Source organism: Autumnicola lenta (genome assembly GCF_031846515.1).
GTDB lineage: Bacteria > Bacteroidota > Bacteroidia > Flavobacteriales > Flavobacteriaceae > Autumnicola > Autumnicola lenta.
This window is the reverse complement of sequence record NZ_JAVRHO010000002.1, coordinates 1-21,330: the sequence shown is the minus strand read 5'-3', so window position 1 is coordinate 21,330 and position 21,330 is coordinate 1. Positions and strand designations below refer to the sequence as shown.

Here is a 21,330-nt window from a genome sequence, read left to right as displayed (position 1 = left end):
AACATGAAAATTGCAATATATACTGCTATATTTGGAAATAAAGACGCATTAAGGGAGCCTTCAGACATTTCTAACGGAGAAAATATTGATTTTTATGTGATTACTGATAATAATGAATTAAAAAGTAATTTTTACACAGTCCTTTATAAACCTTGCACTTATTCCAACGTGGCAAAAAACTCTCGTTTGTATAAAATTTTAGGAGTAAAGGAATTTGAATCTTATGATTATGTAATTTGGCATGATGCTAATTTACAGATTATTGTAGATGAAGTACCTCGATTAGTTCAAAGTCTTCGCAACAATTTTTTAGCAACTTTTAAACATCCTCTTCGACGCTGTTTCATGGAGGAAAGCATAGCTTGTATTAAGGATAAAAAGGACAATGCATACATTATTTTATTACAGTGCATTCTCAATTTATTTAGGGGCCTTTCTCCAGATTCAGGTCTTTATGAAACATCTATTTTAGTTAAACGAAATAAAAATTTTAACAAAAGGTTTTTTGAACAGTGGTGGAAGGAAGTAAAATTTTTTAGTAGAAGAGATCAAATTTCTTTGCCGTATGTAAAGAAAAAAATGAATGAAAAAGTAGATGTTTTAGAAGGTGATAGGATTAATAACCCCTATTCAATTTTCTACGCTCATAAATACGATAATTATATTTCAAAAGGGAAGTTAGAAAAGTTAGAAGTAGGGCTTTTAGAAGTTTGGATTATAAAAGTAATTGAGAGGCTTAAAATGATCCTGAAAAAACAACCATTTTATTAAGCTATTTTTAATGGAAAAATATTGTATTAGTATCATTATTCCAAATTATAATCATGCATCATTTTTAGAAAGGCGGTTAGAAACGGTGTTTGAACAGACTCTTCAAAATTTCGAAGTAATTTTACTGGATGATTGTAGTACGGATCAAAGTAGAGAAATACTTTCCAAATATAAAAAACACCCTAAAACTTCTCATTGCATTTTTAACAAAAAAAATATTGGTAGTCCCTTTAAGCAGTGGGAAAAAGGCATAAAGCTTGCAAAAGGGGATTTTATTTGGATTGCAGAAGCTGATGATTTTTGTGAATCGAATTTTTTAGAAGAAACTATAAAACCTTTAATGAATGATGATAAAATAACTGTATCATATTGCCAATCATCTCGCGCAAATTTTAGGGGGGTAATTACCGGCAATTGGATTACCCATACCAACCAGTTCTCCTCTAAAATCTTTAATCAGGATTTTACAATGCATGGGAATGTCTTTATTGAAAAATTTTTAATTCATAAAAATGTGATTCCAAATGTAAGCGCAGTAATATTCAGAAAATCTCATTTAGAAAAAATTTTACCACTTTCTTATGAGCCCTATCAAAAATACAACGCGGATTGGTATTATTATGTACAGCTTTTATGTAATTCCAAGGTTGCTTTTATTTCCAAATCCTTAAATCATTTTAGATATCACGAAAATAGCGTTATTTCTCGGGCTGGCGGAGAGAGCGGATGGATAAAAATTTTTAAAATGGAATTGAAGGTCCGAAAAAAAATGGTTGAATATCTTGAAAAATGTAAGCCTTCAAATCTTGAAGAAATTAAATTTCAATCTGAAATCGGAAATAAGAAATTGTATTATTTAATAGCAAAAGGTTTTGTGAAGGAAAATAAACATTTTAAAGGAATTAGCACCATGCTTAATAAACCAGACATTTTAAAAAAGATTCTAAAATACAGTATTAAACACATTTTGAAGTAATGTTAAATCTATCTGTGATTATTTGCTCAAGAAATCAAGGTCTATCTGATAGATTGTTTAAAAATATAGAGAATACTATAGGATGCAAATATGAATTAATTATTATTAATAATTCACAGAAAAACTATTCCATATTTGAAGCATATAACCAGGGAATTGAAAAAAGCAGAGGAAAATATTTATGTTTTATTCACGATGACGTCCTTTTTCATACTAATGGTTGGGGGTATATATTACATCGTATTTTTGATGAAGATTCTCAAATTGGTTTGATAGGAATTGCTGGAACAAAACTTAAAACAAAGATGCCTTCTGGTTGGTGGGATTGCACAGAGGACCAAAAAGTTATTAATATAATTCAACATTTTCCCCATAAAAAAAAAGAAAAATTGTTACAAGGATTTGATGATTCTTCGAGTAAAGAAGTTGTTGTCATAGACGGTGTTTTTATGGCAGCTCGGAAAGACAATGATATACATTTTAGCGAAAATTTGAATGGATTTCATAATTACGATTTAAATATTTCTTTTGAATATAAGAAGGTTGGGTATAAAATAATTGTTACTAATGAACTTTTAGTTGAGCATTTTTCTTTTGGAACATTAAATGAAGCTTGGATTAAGTCTACTCACAAAATTCATACTTTATATCAAACACTTTTGCCTTTGAAAGATCCCAAAAGCGAAATAAGTAAAGAAACGGAAATTAAAAATGGGAAACGGTTCATTTGTGAATCTTTGAAATACCAGAATAGAAGTATAGCTTTCGCGGTCTGGATAAAACTTCTTTATCTGAATCCTGTATCCGGATATCACATTGGATTTTGGAAAACCTTAATAAAGAATTTTAAAATATAAAATGAATAAAGTATATGTTATTGTTGTAACCTATAATGGGATGAAATGGATAGAAGAATGTTTAAATAGCATTTTAAATAGTTCCGTTCCGGTTATTCCATTAGTTATTGATAATTTTAGCACGGATGACACAGTAACTTTTGTCAAAACCAAATTTCCGAATTTGATTTTGTGGGAACAAAATGAAAACTTAGGCTTTGGGAAGGCTAATAATTTAGGGATGTCTTATGCTTTAAAACAAAATGCTGACTTTGTTTTTTTGTTAAATCAAGATGCTTTTTTAGAGAAGAATACCCTTAAAAAATTAATTCAAGTCGCGTCTAAAAATTTGGATTATGGGATTTTAAGTCCAATCCAATTGGATTATTCTGGAAAGCGTCTAGAAAAATATTTTTTAAAATTTATAGCAGATGATATTTCTACCACATTTTATTCTGATTTCGTATTAAAAAAAGAAATTAATGAAGTTTATAAAATTAATTTTATTCAAGCAGCAGCTTGGCTTTTACCTTTAAAAACTTTAAAAATAATAGGGGGTTTCGATCCTATATTTTATCATTACGGAGAAGATAATAATTATTGTCAGAGATTACATTATCATAATTTGAAAATTGGGATTGTGCCCGACACTTTTGTCAGACATGATAGTAGTAACCCCTTAAATTCAGATTTGAAATTGTTTACTGAAAGATATTTTAAAAATTACAAGAAAAATTTTTGCAATAAATATGCTAATATCAATATTTCCTTTGTGGATAGAGAAATGTTGAAAGCAAAAAAAATAATTTTCAATAAATCATTGAAAAGCTTTTTCAAATTGAATATCATTAATGCTAGAGGATATTTAAAACAATTAAAAATTTTAAATGTAACAACACGAGAAATCGAAAGAAGTAGAAAATTAAATATTCAAAGGGGGCCAAATTATTTGGATTTTAATATTTAATTCTTATTTAATTAATATGAGGAATGTATAAAAATGATTAAACCGGTTTAAAATTTTTATGGTTAATTATAATCTGATAAGTTTAACTTTAGGAAATGCTTGTATCTATAATTATTCCGTGCTATAATCAAGGCCGCTTTTTAAATGAAACCCTGAAATCGGTTCTTAATCAAACTTACTCAAACTGGGAATGCCTAATTATTGATGATGGAAGCACAGATGATACTGCATTTCTTAGTAATGAATGGGTGAAAAAAGATCCCAGGTTTTTATATTTTAAACAACAAAATACAGGTGTAAGTGCTGCACGGAATTTCGGTTTATCTCAATCTAAGGGTGAATGGATTCAATTCTTAGATGCCGATGATTATTTGACACCTTCAAAACTTAAAAAATGTATTGAGGCGTATGAAAACGACAATTCAATCAATTTTATAGGTTGCAATTTTAAGCATTTCACTAATAATATTAGCTTAACTACACCCCCATTTTGTAATTTATACAAAGAGTACTTAAATTTTGAAAATATACTTTTTGAATGGAACGCTAAATTTTCTTTTCCTCCACATACTGTGTTTTTGAAAAAAAAATTGATTGGAGATACCCTTTTTCCACTTGAGCTGACAGCACAGGAAGACTGGTATTTTTGGGTATCAATTTTTAAAAAAAAGTGTTTTACTTTTTTTATTGATGAACCACTGGTACTTTATAGATCACATGCTACAAGCCGCACGAAAATCAAAAGTATTACGGAAGATCAATTGAAGGTTTACCTATTATTCAAACAACTTCTTACATTTGATGAACATAATAAACTTTCAGAAGTTTTAATTGAACGTTATCTAAATAAGAATGCCTTGTTAAATGATAGGATTCGGGATATTAAAAGCTCAAACTCTTTTCAAACCGGAATGATGGTAAAAAAAATACTACGCAGTTTTGGAATGGTACAGGCAGGACAAAGATTCTTTCCTTACATAAAAGGTTTTAAAAAATCCAAAGACTGATTGTTAGCTATTGTTATTCCATATTACAAAAAAACCTTTTTCAGGCAAACCCTGGAATCATTAGCTAATCAAACCAATAAACGCTTTCACGTTTATATAGGTAATGATGGAAGTCCAGAAAATCCTATTGAACTGGTTAATGAATTTCGGGAGAAGATTAATCTGACTTATAAAAAATTTGATGAAAATCTGGGCAGCAAATCATTAATTAAGCAATGGGAGAGATGCATTGATTTAACTAAAAATGAAGAATGGATTACAATAATGGGAGATGACGATGTTTACGAAAACAATGTGGTAGAAAAGTTCTATAAAAATTTGGAGTTTTTGATAAAAGAAAAAATATCTGTTGTGCGCTTTGCAACCTATATAATTAATGAGCATAATGAAGTTATCAGTAAATTATTTAAGCATCCTGTTAAAGAGAAAGCTACCGATTTTTTAATAAGAAAATTTAAAGGAGGAACCAGAAGTACACTAAGTGAGTACTTTTTTGAAACAGCTATTGTAAGAAAAATAAAATTCAAGGATTTTCCTTTGGCCTGGTCAAGTGATACACTGGCAGTGGTTGAATTTTCAAATAATAAAAATATATATACTATTAATGATACGGCAGTACACTTTAGAATAAGTGCATTGAATATTACAGGTGGGGAAGATTCAGTTAAAAAGAATGAAGCCTGGTTTAAATTCTATGAATATATGCTTACAATATATGGTAGTAAGTATCCTATAGAATTAAATAATATGTTGCTTGATAGGCTGGAAAAAGTTCAACTAAATAATAAGAAAACACCTTTGCGTTGGATCAAACTATTTCATTTATATTGGGTTTTTTCTCAATATTCTAGATTTTTATTAATTGTCCCCAAAATAAAAAATAGCATTAGATGAAATTTTTAATTATTACACAAGATTTAAGGGTTTCCGGGACTAGTGCTGGGATTGGAAGGAGGTCCTTTTTAGGCAAATTAAAAAAAGTATATCCTCATTCAGAAATAGATGTTTTATATATATCACATTTTGATTCTTCCAACGACGATTTAGAAATCTTGCCTGTAGATACCATTATTAGAAAAGTGATAAATCCTACTATTCCATTCCATGTAAAATGGATAAACCGTTTTACTTCAAGAATGTTTAATTTTTTATATGCGGATCATTATATTCATCAACTTTACGCAAAACACATAAGGCAAATTGATTATAAAAAATATGACCATATTTTTATTTGGAGTTCAGGAATTAAACACGAAACCATTTTGGCAACTGATAGATTGCCTATCCTTAAAAATGCCATTGTTGTTTTTCATGACCCTTATCCCCACGCCTGGTATACAGGAAAATCCTCCAAAATTCATAAAAATGAATTTTTAAGATTACAAAAAATGATTGCAGTTGTTCAACAGGCAAAAACATGTTGTGCAACGGCTTATTATATGGCCAATGATCTCAAATATCTATATGCTTCAGTTAAAAAATTTTATACCCTACCACACCACTTTGAAGCTAAGGCATTTGATTTTAGTAAAAAAAATATAATACAACGAAAGGAAAGAAAACTTCAGATTTCCTACCATGGAGCTCTAATGCTTGGTAGAAATTTAAGCAATGTTTTAGAAGCGTATTCTAATTTAATTCAAGAGAATCCAGAATTCAGAAAAAATACAGAATTTATTTTAAGAATAAGAGGAGAAAAAATTAATGAATTAAAACAAAAATTTGATAACGATAATAATATAAAGTTTCTAGATACTCTTGATTTTTCCAGTTCTTCTAATGAACAGATGCACGAAAGCGATATTAATATAATTTTAGAAAACGGTCCTTACTATTGTAATATTTTGCCGGGAAAGGTTCCTTTTTTGGCTTCCATAGGTAAACCGGTTTTGGTTATTTCCCCCGGAAGAAGTGAGTTAAGAAGAATTTTGAAGAATGACTCGAGATACATTGCAGATATGAACTTAGTGGAAGATATTCAATTTAAATTAAAAAATTTAATTCTAATCAACTTGCAGAACAGTGAACCTGTATATCCATTTGGGAATTATTTTAGTGATGCTAATTTTTTAAAACAAGTAGATGCAATTTTACGAGAAAATTAAAAGATGACTATAGATATTAAACATAAAATCCGTGAGTTAATTTATAAAAGATATCCTATAAGCTTTGCGAAATCCGGAGACGATATACAATTATTTAAATTAATAAAACAAAATACTCCTGGGGTTTATGTAGATATCGGTTGTTGGCATCCTATTAAAGCCTCGAATACCTATTTCTTTTATTTAAGGGGGTGGAAAGGAATATGTGTTGACCCAAATCCCGAAATAAAAACAATTTTCAAAAAGTATAGAAAACACGATGTATTTGTAAATGCTGCAATTAGTGATATAGAAAAAAAATTAAATTACTATTCTTTGAAAAAACCTTATAATTCAATGAATACTGTGAATGAAGATTTTATAAAATATCACAATCTGGAGAGTGAAATTAAAAGTGTTGAAGAAATCCACTCTTTCAGCTTAAAAAGTGTTTTGGAGCAGAATTTGTCAAAAACCGATAGGCTTGATTTTTTTGATATCGATGTGGAAGGATTTGATATAGAAGTTTTAAAATCCAACGATTGGAAAAAATATAGGCCTAAAATAATCATGATTGAATCACGATTAAATTTGAAAGAAGATATTAATTCTGGTATAGTTACATATTTGAACGGTCAAGGATATCGATTTATTGGAAAAACAATAATTGAAGGAGATTTGGGTAATTTATTTTTAATCGATGAAAACATGATCTAAAATGCGAATAGGCCATAACCCAAGTAAAGAACAACCGGTTGCAGAGAAGGATCACTTTCATCAGGTAATTCTACCAATATATATTCCCTCGCTGGATGGTTATTATAAAGACAGTTTTGAAGTGATGGAACTGTGCCTTAATTCACTTCTTAAAACCTGTCATTCACTTACTTTTTTCACTGTGGTCAATAATGGAAGTTGTAAGGAAGTACAAGATTACCTGGAAAATTTATTTCAAACGAATCAAATTCAAGAACTTATTCATACAACTAATATTGGTAAGGTAAATGCAATCTTAAAAGGCTTGTGCGGCCATAAGTTCTCTTTTGTGACAATTGCAGATGCGGATACATTATTTTTAACAGCATGGCAATCTGCTAGCTATAAAATTTTTGAGAATTTTCCTAAAGCTGGAGTGGTAGGTCTTACACCTCAGTTTAAAATGTATCATGGAAGTGCCAATGTGCTCTTTGACACTTTTTTTTCTAAAAAATTGCGATTTGATCCTATTAAAGATCCTGAAGCTATCCAACATTTTTATAAAAGTATTGGTTGGGGTGACAATTATAATAAAAATCATATAGAACAGTCATTGACCGTACACGAGGGGGAAGAAAGTGCATTGGTAGGCACGGGCCATTATGTAGCAACCTATAAAGGTGCAATATTTAATGAAATCCCCGTTTTTTTAAATGGCAAGTTAGGAAGGAATACAGAGCAATATTTAGATAATTTACCTTTAGAATATGGTTTGTGGAGGCTTACAACAACTAATAATTATGCATATCATATAGGAAACGTTGCAGAGGAATGGATGAAGACTTATATTAAAAAGTTTGATAAAGAAAAAATTACTGATTATAATTTACCCAACCTTAGAACTCTTAAAAAGATAAGTCGCTTGAAATATTTTATTAAGCATAGCGTGTTTAATAGAATTCTTAAAATTAAGGTGGTTAACCAAATATTTTTGAAGAATAAAGGATTACCTGGGGAGATGGTTAAAAGTTTTCATAGGTTATGGGATTTGGAAGAAGAAAAAAACCAGAAGCCACGAAAATAACCTTCCAATACGTCTGGTAATAAATACTAATTAATATTACTTGATTTAAGCCTGAAATTAGATAAGATAAATTTTAATAGTAGTATGACTAGATTAGCAGTCTTGATGCCAACTTATAATGCCGGGTCTTATATAAGGGACAGCATTGACTCAATTTTAAATCAAACTTTCGAAGATTTTCATTTATATATTTACGATGATTGTTCAACTGATGATACAGAAGATATTGTTGCCGGATATGATGACCAGAGGCTATTTTATAAAAAAAACCAAGAGAATTTAGGAATCGCGAAAACTCTTAATAAAGGTTTAGATTATCTTCTGCCTCATTATAAATATGTTGCGAGGATGGACGCCGATGATTGGAGTTATCCCCAAAGATTTGAGTTACAATTAAAAATGTTTGAGCAAGATGCGGATCTTATTATGTGCGGAACACAAGGTTATTGGTTAACTGATCTTAATAAAATTCCTTTAAATAAATGGAAATATCCGAATGATTATAAAACTTTAAGAATAAGCCTCCTTTTTTCAGGTTCTTTTGGCCATTAATCAATAATTTTTAACTCAAAATTTTTAATTGAGAATAACATTAGATATAATGCTTCTATTGAAACCTGTGAAGATTGGGATTTATGGACATGGATTTTGGACAAAGGGAAGGCAACCAATTTACCTGAATTTTTGATGAAATATAGAATGTTGCCCTTAAGTAACCACCGAAATCCAAAAAAAAGAGCGCTTCATCTTAAGGAGAGGAGTGCTATCATTGTAAGGCAATGGATGAATTTTGGGTTTGATGTAAATAGAAGTGACCTATTCTGTTTTTATTATAATAATCAAACAATAAAGAGGTCTGAATTTAAAAGAATTCTGAAATTGTTCATTTACTTATTTAATGATATTAATTCTTTAGAAGTATATAAATTGAATAAAGAAGATCAGGAATATTTCAGATATAGATTTGCGAGAAATATTTTAAATTATTGGAAAAGTTCTGGAATCTCCCGTTTCTCACCAGAAATTTGGTTCATAATTCTTTCTAAAGTAAGATTTCTTAATAAACTGAAATTAACAAGGAATATTTTAAGGTAACTAATGGAGGCATCTATACTGATAGTTTCAAGAAACAGGAAAGAGGAACTGAGCAAAACTCTTGATATTTTGAGAAACTATGTCGACCTGAATCGCAATGAAATTTCCGTTTTTCTAGATGGCTGTACAGACGATTCCTGGATGTTAAAAAAAATATTTCCTTGGGTAAATTGGCAAAGTTCGGAAACAAAGTTAGGTGCTTCTAAAGCAAGAAACATTCTTTATAAAACCGCTAAAGGTGAAGTCTTTTTTGGGTTTGATGATGATGCTCATCCTATTCAACCAAATTTCATAGAACTCTCTCAAGCTTTGTTTGCCCAAAAACCTACTTTAGGAATTATCGCTTTTAAAGAAGTAAAAGGTGTTTTTGATACGGATGAATCCATACCCAAAGAATTATTAATAGAGAGAAATGATTTATATGTAAAAGAATTTTTAGGTTGTGGTTTTGCCATAAAAAAAGAAATTTACGATAAAACAAGAGGTTTTCCGGTTTGGATAGATATTTATGGGGAGGAAATTTGTGTGGCCCTGGAAACTCTTGAAATGGGATATGATATATTATTTAGCCATAAGGTAATGGTTAACCACAGGATTAATACAGAACTTCGAAAAAGTGAAGGTTCACAATACTTTAGATTTGGAAAACAACTTAAAAACACTTCATTTTTTTATTTGGTTTATTATCCATTTCCGTTAGTTTTTAAAAAAATTGGTAGGTTGTACTTCCTTAATTTTAAAAAATATGGGTTAAAAGATAAATACTTATTCAGGGAGTATTTTTTCGCCATGTGTCAATTGATTATTAATATGAGAAAAGTACTGAAGCATCGCCGTCCAGTTTCAAGAAAGACTATAGAAGTTTTTAACAGTCTTCCCAATCCATCTTATTAAAAAGGATTTTGAGAATTTCCTATAGTGACAGAGTCTGGATTAGGCATAAAAAAACAGATAATAAAATATAAATCCAAAGCATAGCACTATTTGAAAAAAAGTGATAAGCCTGATGGATTTAATTTCATCAATCGATATATACTTTTTTAGAAGTACCCCCAGTAGGCCTTTGTTGATGGAAATGAATAAATTATATTTGTTTCAATCAAATATATTTAATGATAGTCCTTATCCATTCAAAATGTCAGAAAGTAGTTAGGGTGTTGAAAGGGGAAGCTGAAATAAATATCTCGGCAACTCAATGCACAAAGGCTTTATGGGAACTTGCAGAAATATTTCCGGATGAGATTGTCGTGTGGTGTGAAAAGGAATTTGAGAATGAATTAAATTTTGTTTACTATCCCGAGATTTTTCACCACGATCTCATAATGGCATCGTATGCTATAAAAACCGAGTATTTGCCGGATGCCATAGGATATATCGATCAACTGCCATTTGTGAACGTAAACCAAAAACTGCAATACCCAACCTGGAGAATGAGTGCAGATGTAGGTGGGATCAAAGGGAAAACTTTGCTTAAGTTTAAAAATTTATTAAGTAACATAGAGGACTTAAACCTAGTTTTAAACTCTATTGCTAAGCTGGGCCAGCAGCACGGTTTGTTTTGTTATAGCTCACCACTATTAATAAAAGAAGGTATTTCTTCTTCAAATTTCAAAATAAAAACAACTGCTTCCAAAAAAGAACTATTTTCCTTTGTTTATTTACATTATAAGGGCATTCGAACTTGGCTGCTCTTGTGGTGCTTTATAAAATATGAGAATTCATTCCCCCTCGAGGCTTTTCTTCTTGCAATTCTAAAGCGAAAATATTTTAAGGAAGAAATGGATTTCTCAGATATTAAAGTGGAATCAATTAGGCCATCTAAAAATTTAAGGACTTTTGATGTACTTATTCCTACACTTGGACGGAAAAAATATCTTTTACAAGTTCTTGAGGATTTAAAATTCCAAAGCCTTTTACCTAATAAAGTTATTATAGTAGAACAAAACCCTGATCCTGATTCACAAACTGAGCTTCAGGAATTGAAAGAAAAGAACTGGCCTTATAAAATAATTCACCATTTCACACATCGAACAGGTGCCTGTAATGCAAGAAATATTGGCCTAGCGGAAGTTGAAGCAGATTGGATCTTTTTTGCTGATGATGATATACGAATAGCCCCGGACGTATTAGCAAAAAGTATTGCAGAAATAGGCAGGCTGGGAGTTTATTGTTTAAATATTAATTGTAGACAGGAGGGGGAAGCGACTGTCTTCCATAAGATAAAACAATGGGGTAGTTTTGGTTCAGGTACAAGTATTGTAAAAACTGAGTTCTGCAAAAATCTGGCTTTTGATGAGGTTTTTGAATATGGCTTTGGGGAGGATATCGATTATGGAATGCAGCTACGAAATGCAGGTTGCGATATTATTTATCATCCTGAACTGGAAATTCTTCATTTAAAAGCTCCCCGGGGCGGTTTTCGTGAGATACGATCTGCCCCCTGGGAAGAAGACCAACCTAAACCTTCCCCAACTTTAATGGTCTATGCAAGCAAATACTATACTCACGAGCAATTAAGGGGTTTTAAAAACGAACTTTTCCTACGTTATTATTTTAAACAGGAAATTAACAATCCGTTTAATTACTTGAAAATGATGAGAAAACGCTGGGGAAAAAGTGAGGAATGGGCTGATAAATTAATGCAAAGTAATGAGGTGAAAGATGAAAGAGAGGGCAAAGAATCAAGAATAACGAACCAGGAATCAAGATCATGACCTGCAGTCTTATAATATGTACTTATCAACGTCCTAAGGCCGTACTGGAACTATTAAATTCAGTGGAACAACAAAGGTTGTATCCGGATCAGATATTAATAATAGATGGTTCTATCGATGCTGCTACAAAGGAATGTGTAAAACAGAGGAAATTTAAAAATCTTGAATATTTTAAGGTAACGGAGCAGGAAAGAGGACTCACCCGCCAACGGAATTACGGGATTGGTAAAACTGCTAAAGGTGTTGAAATTTTATGCTTTCTAGACGATGATATTATTTTGGAAAATGATTATTTTGAAAAACTTGTTACTACTTATTCCGTTTATCCCAAGGCCATTGGAGTTGGGGGTTATATTACCAACGAAGTAAGCTGGGAAAAAAATAAAAATGCGCCCAATTTTGAAGAATTTAAAATGGATGGACATATCAGGAAATTAGGCAGCCGGAATCTTCTGCGTAAGAAACTTAGTCTCCTAAGCAACCAGCCTCCGGGAGTGATGCCGGAATTCTCCAATGGTTTATCAATCGGATTTTTGCCCCCTTCAGGAAAAGTATACCCGGTAGAGTTTTTTATGGGAGGAGTGGCTTCTTATCGAAAAAGCTTATTTAAAAAAATGAGTTTTTCTGAGTATTTTGACGGTTATGGACTTTATGAGGATATGGATTTTTGTTTAAGGGCTTCAAAAGTAGGTCAGCTGTATGTCAACACTGCGGCACGAGTGGCGCATTTCCACGAGCAGGCAGGACGCCCCGACAAGTTTAAATATGGTAAAATGGTGATTAGGAACGGGTGGTATGTATGGCGTATTAAATATCCCCGTCCCGATTTAAATGCCAGGTTGAAGTGGCATGGCACAGCATTTTTATTAACTTTAGTGCGACTGGGAAATGTAATCACAACCCAAAATAGAAAAGAGGCGTTCACTGAAAGTCTTGGCAGGATTGCCGGATGGTGGAGCTTGCTGCTAAATAGACCCACACATGAAGTCTGAAGAACGCAAACTTCTAAATGCAAGGCAGAAGGAATTTTATGATACCAAGCATAAAAATGCTGCTACCCGGTTGTGGTCTTATTTTAGAAATGGTGCCTTGAACCGGATCAAAAAAGACATTGGGGTAGAGCGGGATATTTACGAACTTCATAAAAATTGGTTTGGGGATCTTTCCCGAAAGAAAGTTTTGGACCTTGGATGCCATGCCGGAAACTCCCTGAGTTTTTACCTGGCTCAAAATTCCAGGGAATATCTTGGAATAGATTTAAGCCCAAAGGGTATTAACAGCCTGAACCGGCGATTGGAGAAGCTTTCCCGAGCCAGTGCAGAGGTTATGGATTTTCTTTCAGAAGAATTCAGGGAAAAAGATTTTGACCTGATCTATGCCTACGGGGTACTGCATCACTTTAGGGATGTGGATGAACTTATCGCTAAACTTCAGGAAAAGCTAAGCAATGAAGGAACAATAGTGAGTCATGATCCCCTGCAGACCAGTTTACCTATAAGGTTTATTAGAAGCATTTACCGGCCCTTCCAAAGTGATAAAGATTGGGAGTGGCCTTTTTCCAGAACAACTTATTATAAGTTTGAAAAAGCTTTTGAGATAAAAGAGCGTAGGGCAGTTTTAGGTAAAGCAAAATGGAGCACTTTTATTAATTTCCTGCCGATTTCTAAAGAAAAGAGAGTGCATAAAGCTAAAGCATGGCACCAGGAAGACTGGGAAAACTCGCTAAAATCTGATAATGAAATGTTCGATTGCATGCATTTAAGCCTCTTAATGAAAAAAAGATCCCTCTAATGCGGCTCGCAGTATTTACCCATGTAATCCACTACCAGCAAGCAGGTAGGTTTTATGCCTACAGTCCTTATGTGCGGGAAATGAACCTATGGTTTAAGGAGGTGGATGAGGTGGAAGTTATATCCCCCCGAGCCCCCGGAGGGGGGGATTTAAATTTCGGTAAAGCTTATGAACATAAGGAAATAATTTTCACTTCTATTCCTGTTTTTAATCTCCTGTCAATTCTTTCGGTTTTAAAGTCTATATTTAAAATTCCCATTATCTTCATTAAGATTCTTCATGCAATGCAAAGGGCAGATCATTTACATTTAAGGTGTCCTGGAAATATTGGTTTACTCGCTGCGATTGCCCAGATGTTCTTTCCGAAGAAACCTAAAACCGTAAAATACGCCGGAAACTGGGATCCAAAATCCAAACAACCCTGGACCTACAAACTCCAGAAGAAAATTTTAAACAAAACTTTTATAACTAAGAATATAAAAGTTTTGGTTTACGGCGTCTGGCCGGATCAGTCGGATAATATACTGCCGTTTTTTACCGCAAGCTTTTCAGCAAAAGATAAAGAGCCGATTCACAAAGATTTCAGTCCTCCTTATAAATTGATTTTTACCGGAAACCTGGTGGAAGGAAAAGGTGTATTTGAAGCTATTGAACTCATTGAAACTCTTAATAAACAAGGAGTGAAGTCAGAACTAGAGATCTACGGGGATGGAATTCTAAAAGATTCTCTGAATAATTATATTCAAAAGAAAGATTTACAAAAATTGGTGAAACTAAAAGGCCGGAAAAGCCTGGAGGAATTAAAAGGTGCTTATAAGAAGGCCCATTTCGTGATTCTGCTTTCAAACAGCGAAGGCTGGCCAAAAACAGTAGCGGAAGGAATGTGGTATGGTTGTATTCCCATTGCTACTCCGGTAAGCTGTGTGCCGTGGATGCTTGATTACGGGAGTCGTGGCATTTTGATTCAGGATTTGGAGAAGGGAAAAAAAAGCAGAGAGAATAAAACTGATGTAGTGGAGAGTGGAGAGTGGAGAGTAAATAGCCGGTCTGTGTTAGAAGAAACGGTAAAGAGGATAATTGAGCTAATAAAAGATAGGGAGGAGTCGGGGAGGATGTCTTTGGCGGCACAAGAGTGGAGTCAGCACTATACTTTAGAGAAGTTTAAAAAGGCGATCCAGGAAATCCTGAGAAATGGAATCCGACATCCCAAACCTCAAACATTAAATTTTGATAGTTATAAGGGCGATAATCCACAACCTATAACCGACAATTCACAACAGACAACTCACAACCCCAAACACCTACGTGTATTACAACTGATTGATAGTCTAAATCCTGGCGGCGCTGAAAGAATGGCGGTAAATATTGCCAATGTTTTAGCTGAAGAATTAGAAGCCTCATATTTATGTACTACCCGGGAAGAAGGAATGTTGAAGAAAGAACTGGGAGATGGAGTAGGATTTCTTTTTCTGAATAAAAAGCACAGTCTCGACTTGTGCGCCCTTAAGAGACTCCGGACTTTTATAAAAGAAGAGAAAATTGAAATTATTCACGCCCATGGTACTTCCTGGTTTTTGGGGGTATTGCTCAAAATAATTGGAACTAAAGTTATATTGGTTTGGCACGATCATTATGGAAACAGGCTAAAGAATAAAAGAATGAATTTAGCGCTGATATATTCTTCTGTGTATTTTGACGGGGTTTTGGTACTAAGTGAGGAACTAAAGAAATGGACCCTAAAGAATCTAAAGAGCCAGCATGTAATTAAACTTCCAAATTTTATCCTTAATAAGAATAGGCTACATTTGCAAAATAAAAGAAAGCATGACAAACGCTTCATTATAGTAAATGTCGCGAATTTAAGGCAGCCGAAAAATCATCTGAATTTACTTAAAGCCTTTAGAAACTTTTCAAAAAAAGAATCCAATATTTTTCTTAGGTTAATAGGAAATGATTATAGGGACAATTATTCTTCAAAACTTAAAATGTTTATTGAAAGAAATTCCCTCACCGAGAAAGTAGAAATAATCTCCGGGACAACAGAAGTTATGCCCTACTTAAATAATGCTGACTTAGCTGTTTTGTCTTCCGATTGGGAAGCATTACCGCTGAGTATATTGGAATATGGTTTGTCAGGCCTTCCTGTAATCTCTACAAATGTAGGGGAATGTCCTGAAATTCTCAAAAACAGGGGGATATTGGTCACTCCAGGAAAAGTTGGAGCATTAGAAAAGGCAATTATTGAATATTATGATAATCCACTAAAAAGGAAAGAAGATGCCCAGGCTTTACATTTGCACATTAAAAATAATTACACCCGCGCCGCAGTTTTGCCAAAATTGATAGGGTTCTATGATAGGCTAAGAGGAGGAAAAGGAAATGGTCAAAAATAAAAGATATAAATATAATTATGTAGAACTACTCCTTCTTCATTTTGGAATAGCTATGGCTATTTACCTCTACCGTCCGGCATCCCAGTTTATTTTGTTTGGTGTCCTGTTATATTTTACTTTATTAATAATTATTAGGGAAAACCGAAATAGTGAAGCCTTAATGGCAGCGGCATATATAGCCGGGGCCGAAGTTTTTTTTAGACAAACCGACGGAATGGTTTTCTACGAGACCGGGAAATATATGGTGATCATTTTTCTGTTGATTGGTATGTTTTTTAAAGGAACGTCGTCCCGAACAACACCTTTTTGGACTTATTTGTTAATTCTTATCCCTGGAATTGTCGTAGCCAGTATAACAATGAGTTACGAAGCAGAATTTAGAAACCAAATTGCTTTTAATTTGAGTGGTCCTGTGGCTTTAGGTATTTCTGCACTATACTGCTATTATAAGAAAATAGCGAAGGAAGATTTCCAGAGGGTTATTTTGATGCTGCTCCTACCATTATTGGCTCAAATGTTTTTTTTATACCTCTATACCCCAAGTATGAATGATGTTAAGATTAATTTACAGGCCAACTATGCAGCTACAGGAGGATATGGGCCAAACCAAATTGCAACAGTTATGGGAATGGGGGCTTTCTTGGTAGCTACAAGGTTGTTTACTATTCAACATAAATTAATCAACATCATCGACCTGGTTTTGTTGGGGATGATAGGTTACAGAGCTTTAATAACATTTTCCCGGGGAGGGGTTTTTACCGCAATAGTTTGCGTAATAGCTTTTATAATAATTTATTATTATAAACAGGATCGAAAAGTACAGGCAAAATTAAATTCCAAAATTATTATCTTGGGAATTGCCACAGTGGGAATATGGTTCTTTTCCCTTATTCAAACCGGGGGCTTATTAGGTAACAGATATAATAATCAGGATGCGGCGGGAAGACTAAAATCTGATATTACTACCGGAAGGGTAGAGCTTGTCACTACAGAATTAGAGGCTTTTATTCATCACCCGGTTATTGGAATTGGTGTTGGTAAAGGCATGGAATACAGGGAGGAGACAATGGGTGTGGAAATTGCCAGCCATAACGAAATCAGCCGGATGTTATCAGAACATGGCTTGCTTGGATTAGCAGCTCTATTAATTCTTATATTTGTTCCTATAATCTTTTGGACAAAATTTAGAAACAATTATTATTTTTTGGCGTTCTTAGCATTTTGGTTTTTAACAATAAACCATTCCGCCATGCGAATTGCCCTTCCGGCTTTCGTATATGGCCTGGCATTATTATATATTGTAGATGACAAAAAGGATCCTTTACATAGGAAACGACTTGCAGCTTAACAGCTTTACGGCAACTTATATTTCTTTTTTTAGCAAAATGCTGAAAAGAGAGGGGTATGCGGTAAGAACAGCTTCGACAAGAAGTAATAAAGGCCTGCGGTTAGTAGAAATGCTCGCGATGGTTGTAAGGCATCATAAAGAGACAGATGTAGTCCTTATTGATACCTACGGAGCGTTAAATTTTTACTATGCTTATCTGGTGGGCAAAACATGTAAGCATTATAAACTTGATTATATTCCCATTCTTCATGGAGGGAATCTGCCGGAAAGACTTGAAGATTCGGAAAGCTACAGCAGAAAACTTTTTGGGCATGCAAAAGTAAATATAGCACCGTCCGCTTTTTTGTATAATATTTTTAAATCTAAAGGTTTTGATAATACGAGGATAGTTCCCAATTCTGTTGAACTGGGAAATTATCCTTTTAAACAACGGGAAAACTTTCGGCCACGACTGTTGTGGGTACGGCGGTTTCAAAAAAGGTATAATCCACTGCTGGCAATAAAAGTACTTGTTCAGTTAATGAGAAAATATCCCGATACCGAATTATGTATGGTTGGTCCGGATAAGGATGGTAGTATGGCTGCGTGTAAGTCTTATGTGCGTAAACATAAACTACCGGTACGCTTTACCGGAAAGCTGGAGAAGAGGGAATGGGCAGCTCTTTCAGTCGACTACGATTTCTTTATTAATACCACCACTATAGATAATACCCCAATTAGCGTTATTGAAGCAATGGGTCTCGGTCTGCCCGTGGTGTCTACCAATGTTGGCGGAATGCCGATGCTTATAGAGGATAAGAAGGATGGAGTGCTGGTGCCGGAGGATAACCGGGAAGCCATGGCTGCAGCTATTTCAGAATTAATTGAAGACCCGAAAAAGACCATGGAAATCTGTAAGGAAGCCCGGAAGAAGGTGGAAAAATTTGATTGGGAGGTTGTAAAGGAAGACTGGAATCAGGTGCTGAAATAACTCTTCTCATGAAGCGTCTTATTTACATTGGAAATAAGCTCGAAACACAAGGGGCTTCTCCCACAGCCATAGATATCCTTTCTGCGTTACTAAAAAACGAAGGTTTTAATATTCACACTGCATCTTCAGAGAAAAACCAGTTGTTGAGGTTGGTTGATATGCTGCGCACCATTGCAGTTAATGCTGGGAAATGCGATCTTGTGCTAATTGATACTTATAGCACTAAAAACTTTTGGTATGCTGTACTTTCAGCACATTTATGCCGAATAAATAATCTTGCTTACATTCCGATTTTACATGGCGGAAATCTCGAACAGAGGCTGAATAACAACCGAAAAATTTCTCAGGAGCTCTTCGGAAAAGCCTATTGCAATGTAGCTCCTTCGCAATACCTGATGAACATTTTCAGCAAACACGGGTTTGAGAATCTCAAATATATACCGAATTCAATTCCGCTGAAAAACTATAAATTCAAGCTGCGAAGGAAAATCGAGCCAAAGATAATCTGGGTACGTTCCTTTGCAGAAGTGTATAATCCCATGCTGGCATTAAAGATTTTGAAGATTTTGCTGAAAGATTTTCCAGCCGCGGAATTATGTATGGTCGGTCCCGGAAAGGATGGTAGTCTCGATATTTGTAAGAAATTTGCTAAAACTCATCATCTTCCGGTAATATTTTCCGGAAAACTACCGAAGGAAGAATGGCTTACGCTCGCTTCAGAATACGGCATTTTTTTAAATACGTCTAATACAGACAATACACCGATAAGTGTAATTGAAGCCATGGCGCTTGGTTTACCTGTAGTCTCTACCAATGTTGGTGGTATTCCTTATTTAATCAGGGATCGGGAGCACGGGCTTCTTGTTAAGAAAAATAATGAAATTGAAGCTGTTGAAGCCATTCAGTTTTTAATTAATGATCCCGGAGAAGCCCAAAGATTCAGCGCTAATGCGCGTCAAAAAGCAGAGGGGTTCGATTGGAAACGAGTTAAAGACGATTGGGTGGAATTGCTAAGCTAAAAATTATATCTTTACCTCCTTACCGAATCAATCTGTGCATGTCTGAAAAGCCAATATTTCATTTTGAAATTTCCGAGCGAAAGATATTTTTGCGTCTTTTTGATACCTTTTTTGTACTTCTGGCGCTGAGCATTGTAGGCATAATCTTTCATTTTAGTTACTTTAGAATAGACAGTCAATATTGGGTGTGGACAGTGGTTCTTGTTGTCTTTTTCAATTTTTTTGCTACTGTGTTTGAACTTTATGACCTTCAGAAGTCGAGTAAGTTCGACAGTGTTTTTCAAAATGTAATTCTCACCACTTCCCTTACTGTTCTATTTTATATTCTCACTCCTTACATTACGCCCAGCCTTCCGGAAAATCGTTTGCAAATTCTTTTCTTTTTTCTATCTATTGCCGGCATTTTGTTACTGTGGAGGTATGCTTATATTGACTTAATTACCAGTCCGAGATTTTATAAACGGGTGTTGGTCGTGGGCGATTCATTTGATATTAAACTAATTGCGGATACACTACGAAATTCAGATCCCAATTATTCTGTTATTGGTTATATAAACACGGAAAACGAATTTGAAGCCGGTTTGGAAGATGAGGGGCTAATTCGCTTTAAGGTGGAAGAGTTATCTTCTGTGGTTGGGGAGTACCATATAAATGAAGTTATCGTGGCTCATGCACATAAACGGAATTTGATGATAACCCTATATAATCAGCTTAATGAGCTTCTTATGAGAGGTTTTCCTATAAGGGATTATTTTCATGTTTACGAGGAAACGACGAGGAGGATTCCTGTAGACAAAGTCGATAAGGATTTTTACCGCTACTTTCCCTTTAGCAGGAATAATGCCAATCAGTTTTACAGGCTTTCCTCGCGTATTTTTGATGTATTAGCTGGTATCGTAGGAATATGTTTTGGTCTATTAATTTTACCGTTTATCCTGCTGGGGAACCTGTTTGCCAATCGGGGAAAGTTGTTTTATTCACAGGAAAGAATTGGCAAATACGGAAAGACCTTTAAAATATTAAAATTCCGGACGATGCTTCGCGATGCTGAAATGTCAGGGCCGCAATATGCTCAAAAAGATGACCTCCGGATTACTCCCTTCGGAAAATTTCTCAGGCGATCCAGAATAGATGAAATTCCGCAATTTATAAACGTACTTAAGGGGGAAATGAGCATGATAGGTCCACGTCCTGAAAGGCCCGTTTTCGTAAAAGAGTTATCGCAGGCAATTCCGTTTTATGAAACGCGGCATGTGATTAAACCCGGGCTTACCGGCTGGGCACAGGTAATGGCAAATTACGGCACCTCCCATACCGATAGTCTTGAAAAACTTCAGTACGATCTGTACTATATTAAACACAGGGGCTTATTTCTGGATATTGATATACTTCTGAAAACTTTCAGTACGATAATATTCTATAGGGGACAGTAATGTTAGTTCGGAGTTTAGAGTTCGGAGTTCGTAGCAAAAAAGAGCTAAGGAGCTAAGGAGGGAAAAATTTGTTTACTCGTAAATCTCGGGGGGACAAAGAGTTTGCCAGTCCGGCTGAGCTTGTCGAAGTCCTGTATTTTTATTCT

19 protein-coding genes are annotated in these 21,330 nt (G+C 34.1%); all 19 read left to right on the top strand.

Annotated elements, in window-relative coordinates; all coding sequences use genetic code 11:
* The first annotated feature begins 3 nt into the window (after positions 1-3).
* The 19 genes from RM545_RS01320 (at position 4) to RM545_RS01230 (ending at position 21,184) form a co-directional block, all read left to right on the top strand.
* Positions 4-771 (top strand): glycosyltransferase domain-containing protein, encoded by a 768-nt coding sequence (locus tag RM545_RS01320; protein ID WP_311493465.1) that lies wholly within the window; start codon positions 4-6, stop codon positions 769-771.
* Positions 772-781: 10 nt separating this feature from the next.
* The gene (locus RM545_RS01315; RefSeq protein ID WP_311493464.1) at positions 782-1,747 is read left to right on the top strand and encodes a glycosyltransferase family 2 protein; all 966 of its coding nucleotides are present in this window, start codon (positions 782-784) and stop codon (positions 1,745-1,747) included.
* Positions 1,747-2,604, top strand: coding sequence for a glycosyltransferase (locus RM545_RS01310; RefSeq protein ID WP_311493463.1), 858 nt, complete (start codon positions 1,747-1,749; stop codon positions 2,602-2,604). The genes RM545_RS01315 and RM545_RS01310 overlap by 1 nt, the downstream gene beginning before the upstream one ends.
* Before the next feature lies 1 nt (position 2,605).
* Positions 2,606-3,550, top strand: coding sequence for a glycosyltransferase family 2 protein (locus RM545_RS01305; protein WP_311493462.1), 945 nt, complete (start codon positions 2,606-2,608; stop codon positions 3,548-3,550).
* 95 nt (positions 3,551-3,645) lie between these two features.
* Positions 3,646-4,557, top strand: coding sequence for a glycosyltransferase family 2 protein (locus RM545_RS01300; protein ID WP_311493461.1), 912 nt, complete (start codon positions 3,646-3,648; stop codon positions 4,555-4,557).
* Positions 4,558-5,451, top strand: a complete 894-nt coding sequence (locus tag RM545_RS01295) for a glycosyltransferase family 2 protein (protein WP_311493460.1) — start codon at positions 4,558-4,560, stop codon at positions 5,449-5,451.
* Positions 5,448-6,662, top strand: coding sequence for a glycosyltransferase family protein (locus RM545_RS01290; protein WP_311493459.1), 1,215 nt, complete (start codon positions 5,448-5,450; stop codon positions 6,660-6,662). The genes RM545_RS01295 and RM545_RS01290 overlap by 4 nt, the downstream gene beginning before the upstream one ends.
* A gap of 3 nt (positions 6,663-6,665) precedes the next feature.
* Positions 6,666-7,358, top strand: coding sequence for an FkbM family methyltransferase (locus RM545_RS01285; protein ID WP_311493458.1), 693 nt, complete (start codon positions 6,666-6,668; stop codon positions 7,356-7,358).
* Position 7,359: 1 nt separating this feature from the next.
* Complete coding sequence (locus tag RM545_RS01280) at positions 7,360-8,421, top strand: glycosyltransferase family A protein (RefSeq protein WP_311493457.1); 1,062 nt, start codon at positions 7,360-7,362, stop codon at positions 8,419-8,421.
* Positions 8,422-8,505: 84 nt separating this feature from the next.
* The gene (locus RM545_RS01275) at positions 8,506-8,973 is read left to right on the top strand and encodes a glycosyltransferase family 2 protein (protein ID WP_311493456.1); all 468 of its coding nucleotides are present in this window, start codon (positions 8,506-8,508) and stop codon (positions 8,971-8,973) included.
* Between the two features lie 546 nt (positions 8,974-9,519).
* Entirely contained in the window at positions 9,520-10,410 is an 891-nt protein-coding gene (locus tag RM545_RS01270) for a glycosyltransferase family 2 protein (RefSeq protein ID WP_311493455.1), read from the top strand.
* 218 nt (positions 10,411-10,628) lie between these two features.
* On the top strand, positions 10,629-12,230 hold the full coding sequence (locus tag RM545_RS01265) for a glycosyltransferase family 2 protein (RefSeq protein ID WP_311493454.1): 1,602 nt from the start codon (positions 10,629-10,631) through the stop codon (positions 12,228-12,230).
* Positions 12,227-13,222, top strand: a complete 996-nt coding sequence (locus RM545_RS01260; RefSeq protein ID WP_311493453.1) for a glycosyltransferase family 2 protein — start codon at positions 12,227-12,229, stop codon at positions 13,220-13,222. Before RM545_RS01265 ends, RM545_RS01260 begins: the two co-directional genes overlap by 4 nt.
* A complete protein-coding gene (locus RM545_RS01255) occupies positions 13,212-14,021 on the top strand; it encodes a class I SAM-dependent methyltransferase (protein ID WP_311493452.1) in 810 nt (269 codons plus the stop codon). Before RM545_RS01260 ends, RM545_RS01255 begins: the two co-directional genes overlap by 11 nt.
* Positions 14,021-16,414: a glycosyltransferase family 4 protein gene (locus RM545_RS01250; RefSeq protein ID WP_311493451.1), complete on the top strand. Its 2,394-nt coding sequence runs from the start codon at positions 14,021-14,023 to the stop codon at positions 16,412-16,414. The genes RM545_RS01255 and RM545_RS01250 overlap by 1 nt, the downstream gene beginning before the upstream one ends.
* Positions 16,401-17,762 carry an O-antigen ligase family protein gene (locus tag RM545_RS01245; protein WP_311493450.1) on the top strand — a complete coding sequence of 454 codons (1,362 nt, stop codon included), beginning with the start codon at positions 16,401-16,403 and terminating at the stop codon, positions 17,760-17,762. The genes RM545_RS01250 and RM545_RS01245 overlap by 14 nt, the downstream gene beginning before the upstream one ends.
* A complete protein-coding gene (locus tag RM545_RS01240; protein WP_311493449.1) occupies positions 17,719-18,732 on the top strand; it encodes a glycosyltransferase family 4 protein in 1,014 nt (337 codons plus the stop codon). Before RM545_RS01245 ends, RM545_RS01240 begins: the two co-directional genes overlap by 44 nt.
* Positions 18,733-18,740: 8 nt before the next feature.
* Complete coding sequence (locus RM545_RS01235) at positions 18,741-19,751, top strand: glycosyltransferase family 4 protein (protein ID WP_311493448.1); 1,011 nt, start codon at positions 18,741-18,743, stop codon at positions 19,749-19,751.
* Positions 19,752-19,789: 38 nt separating this feature from the next.
* Complete coding sequence (locus RM545_RS01230) at positions 19,790-21,184, top strand: sugar transferase (protein ID WP_311493447.1); 1,395 nt, start codon at positions 19,790-19,792, stop codon at positions 21,182-21,184.
* Positions 21,185-21,330: the final 146 nt, after the last annotated feature.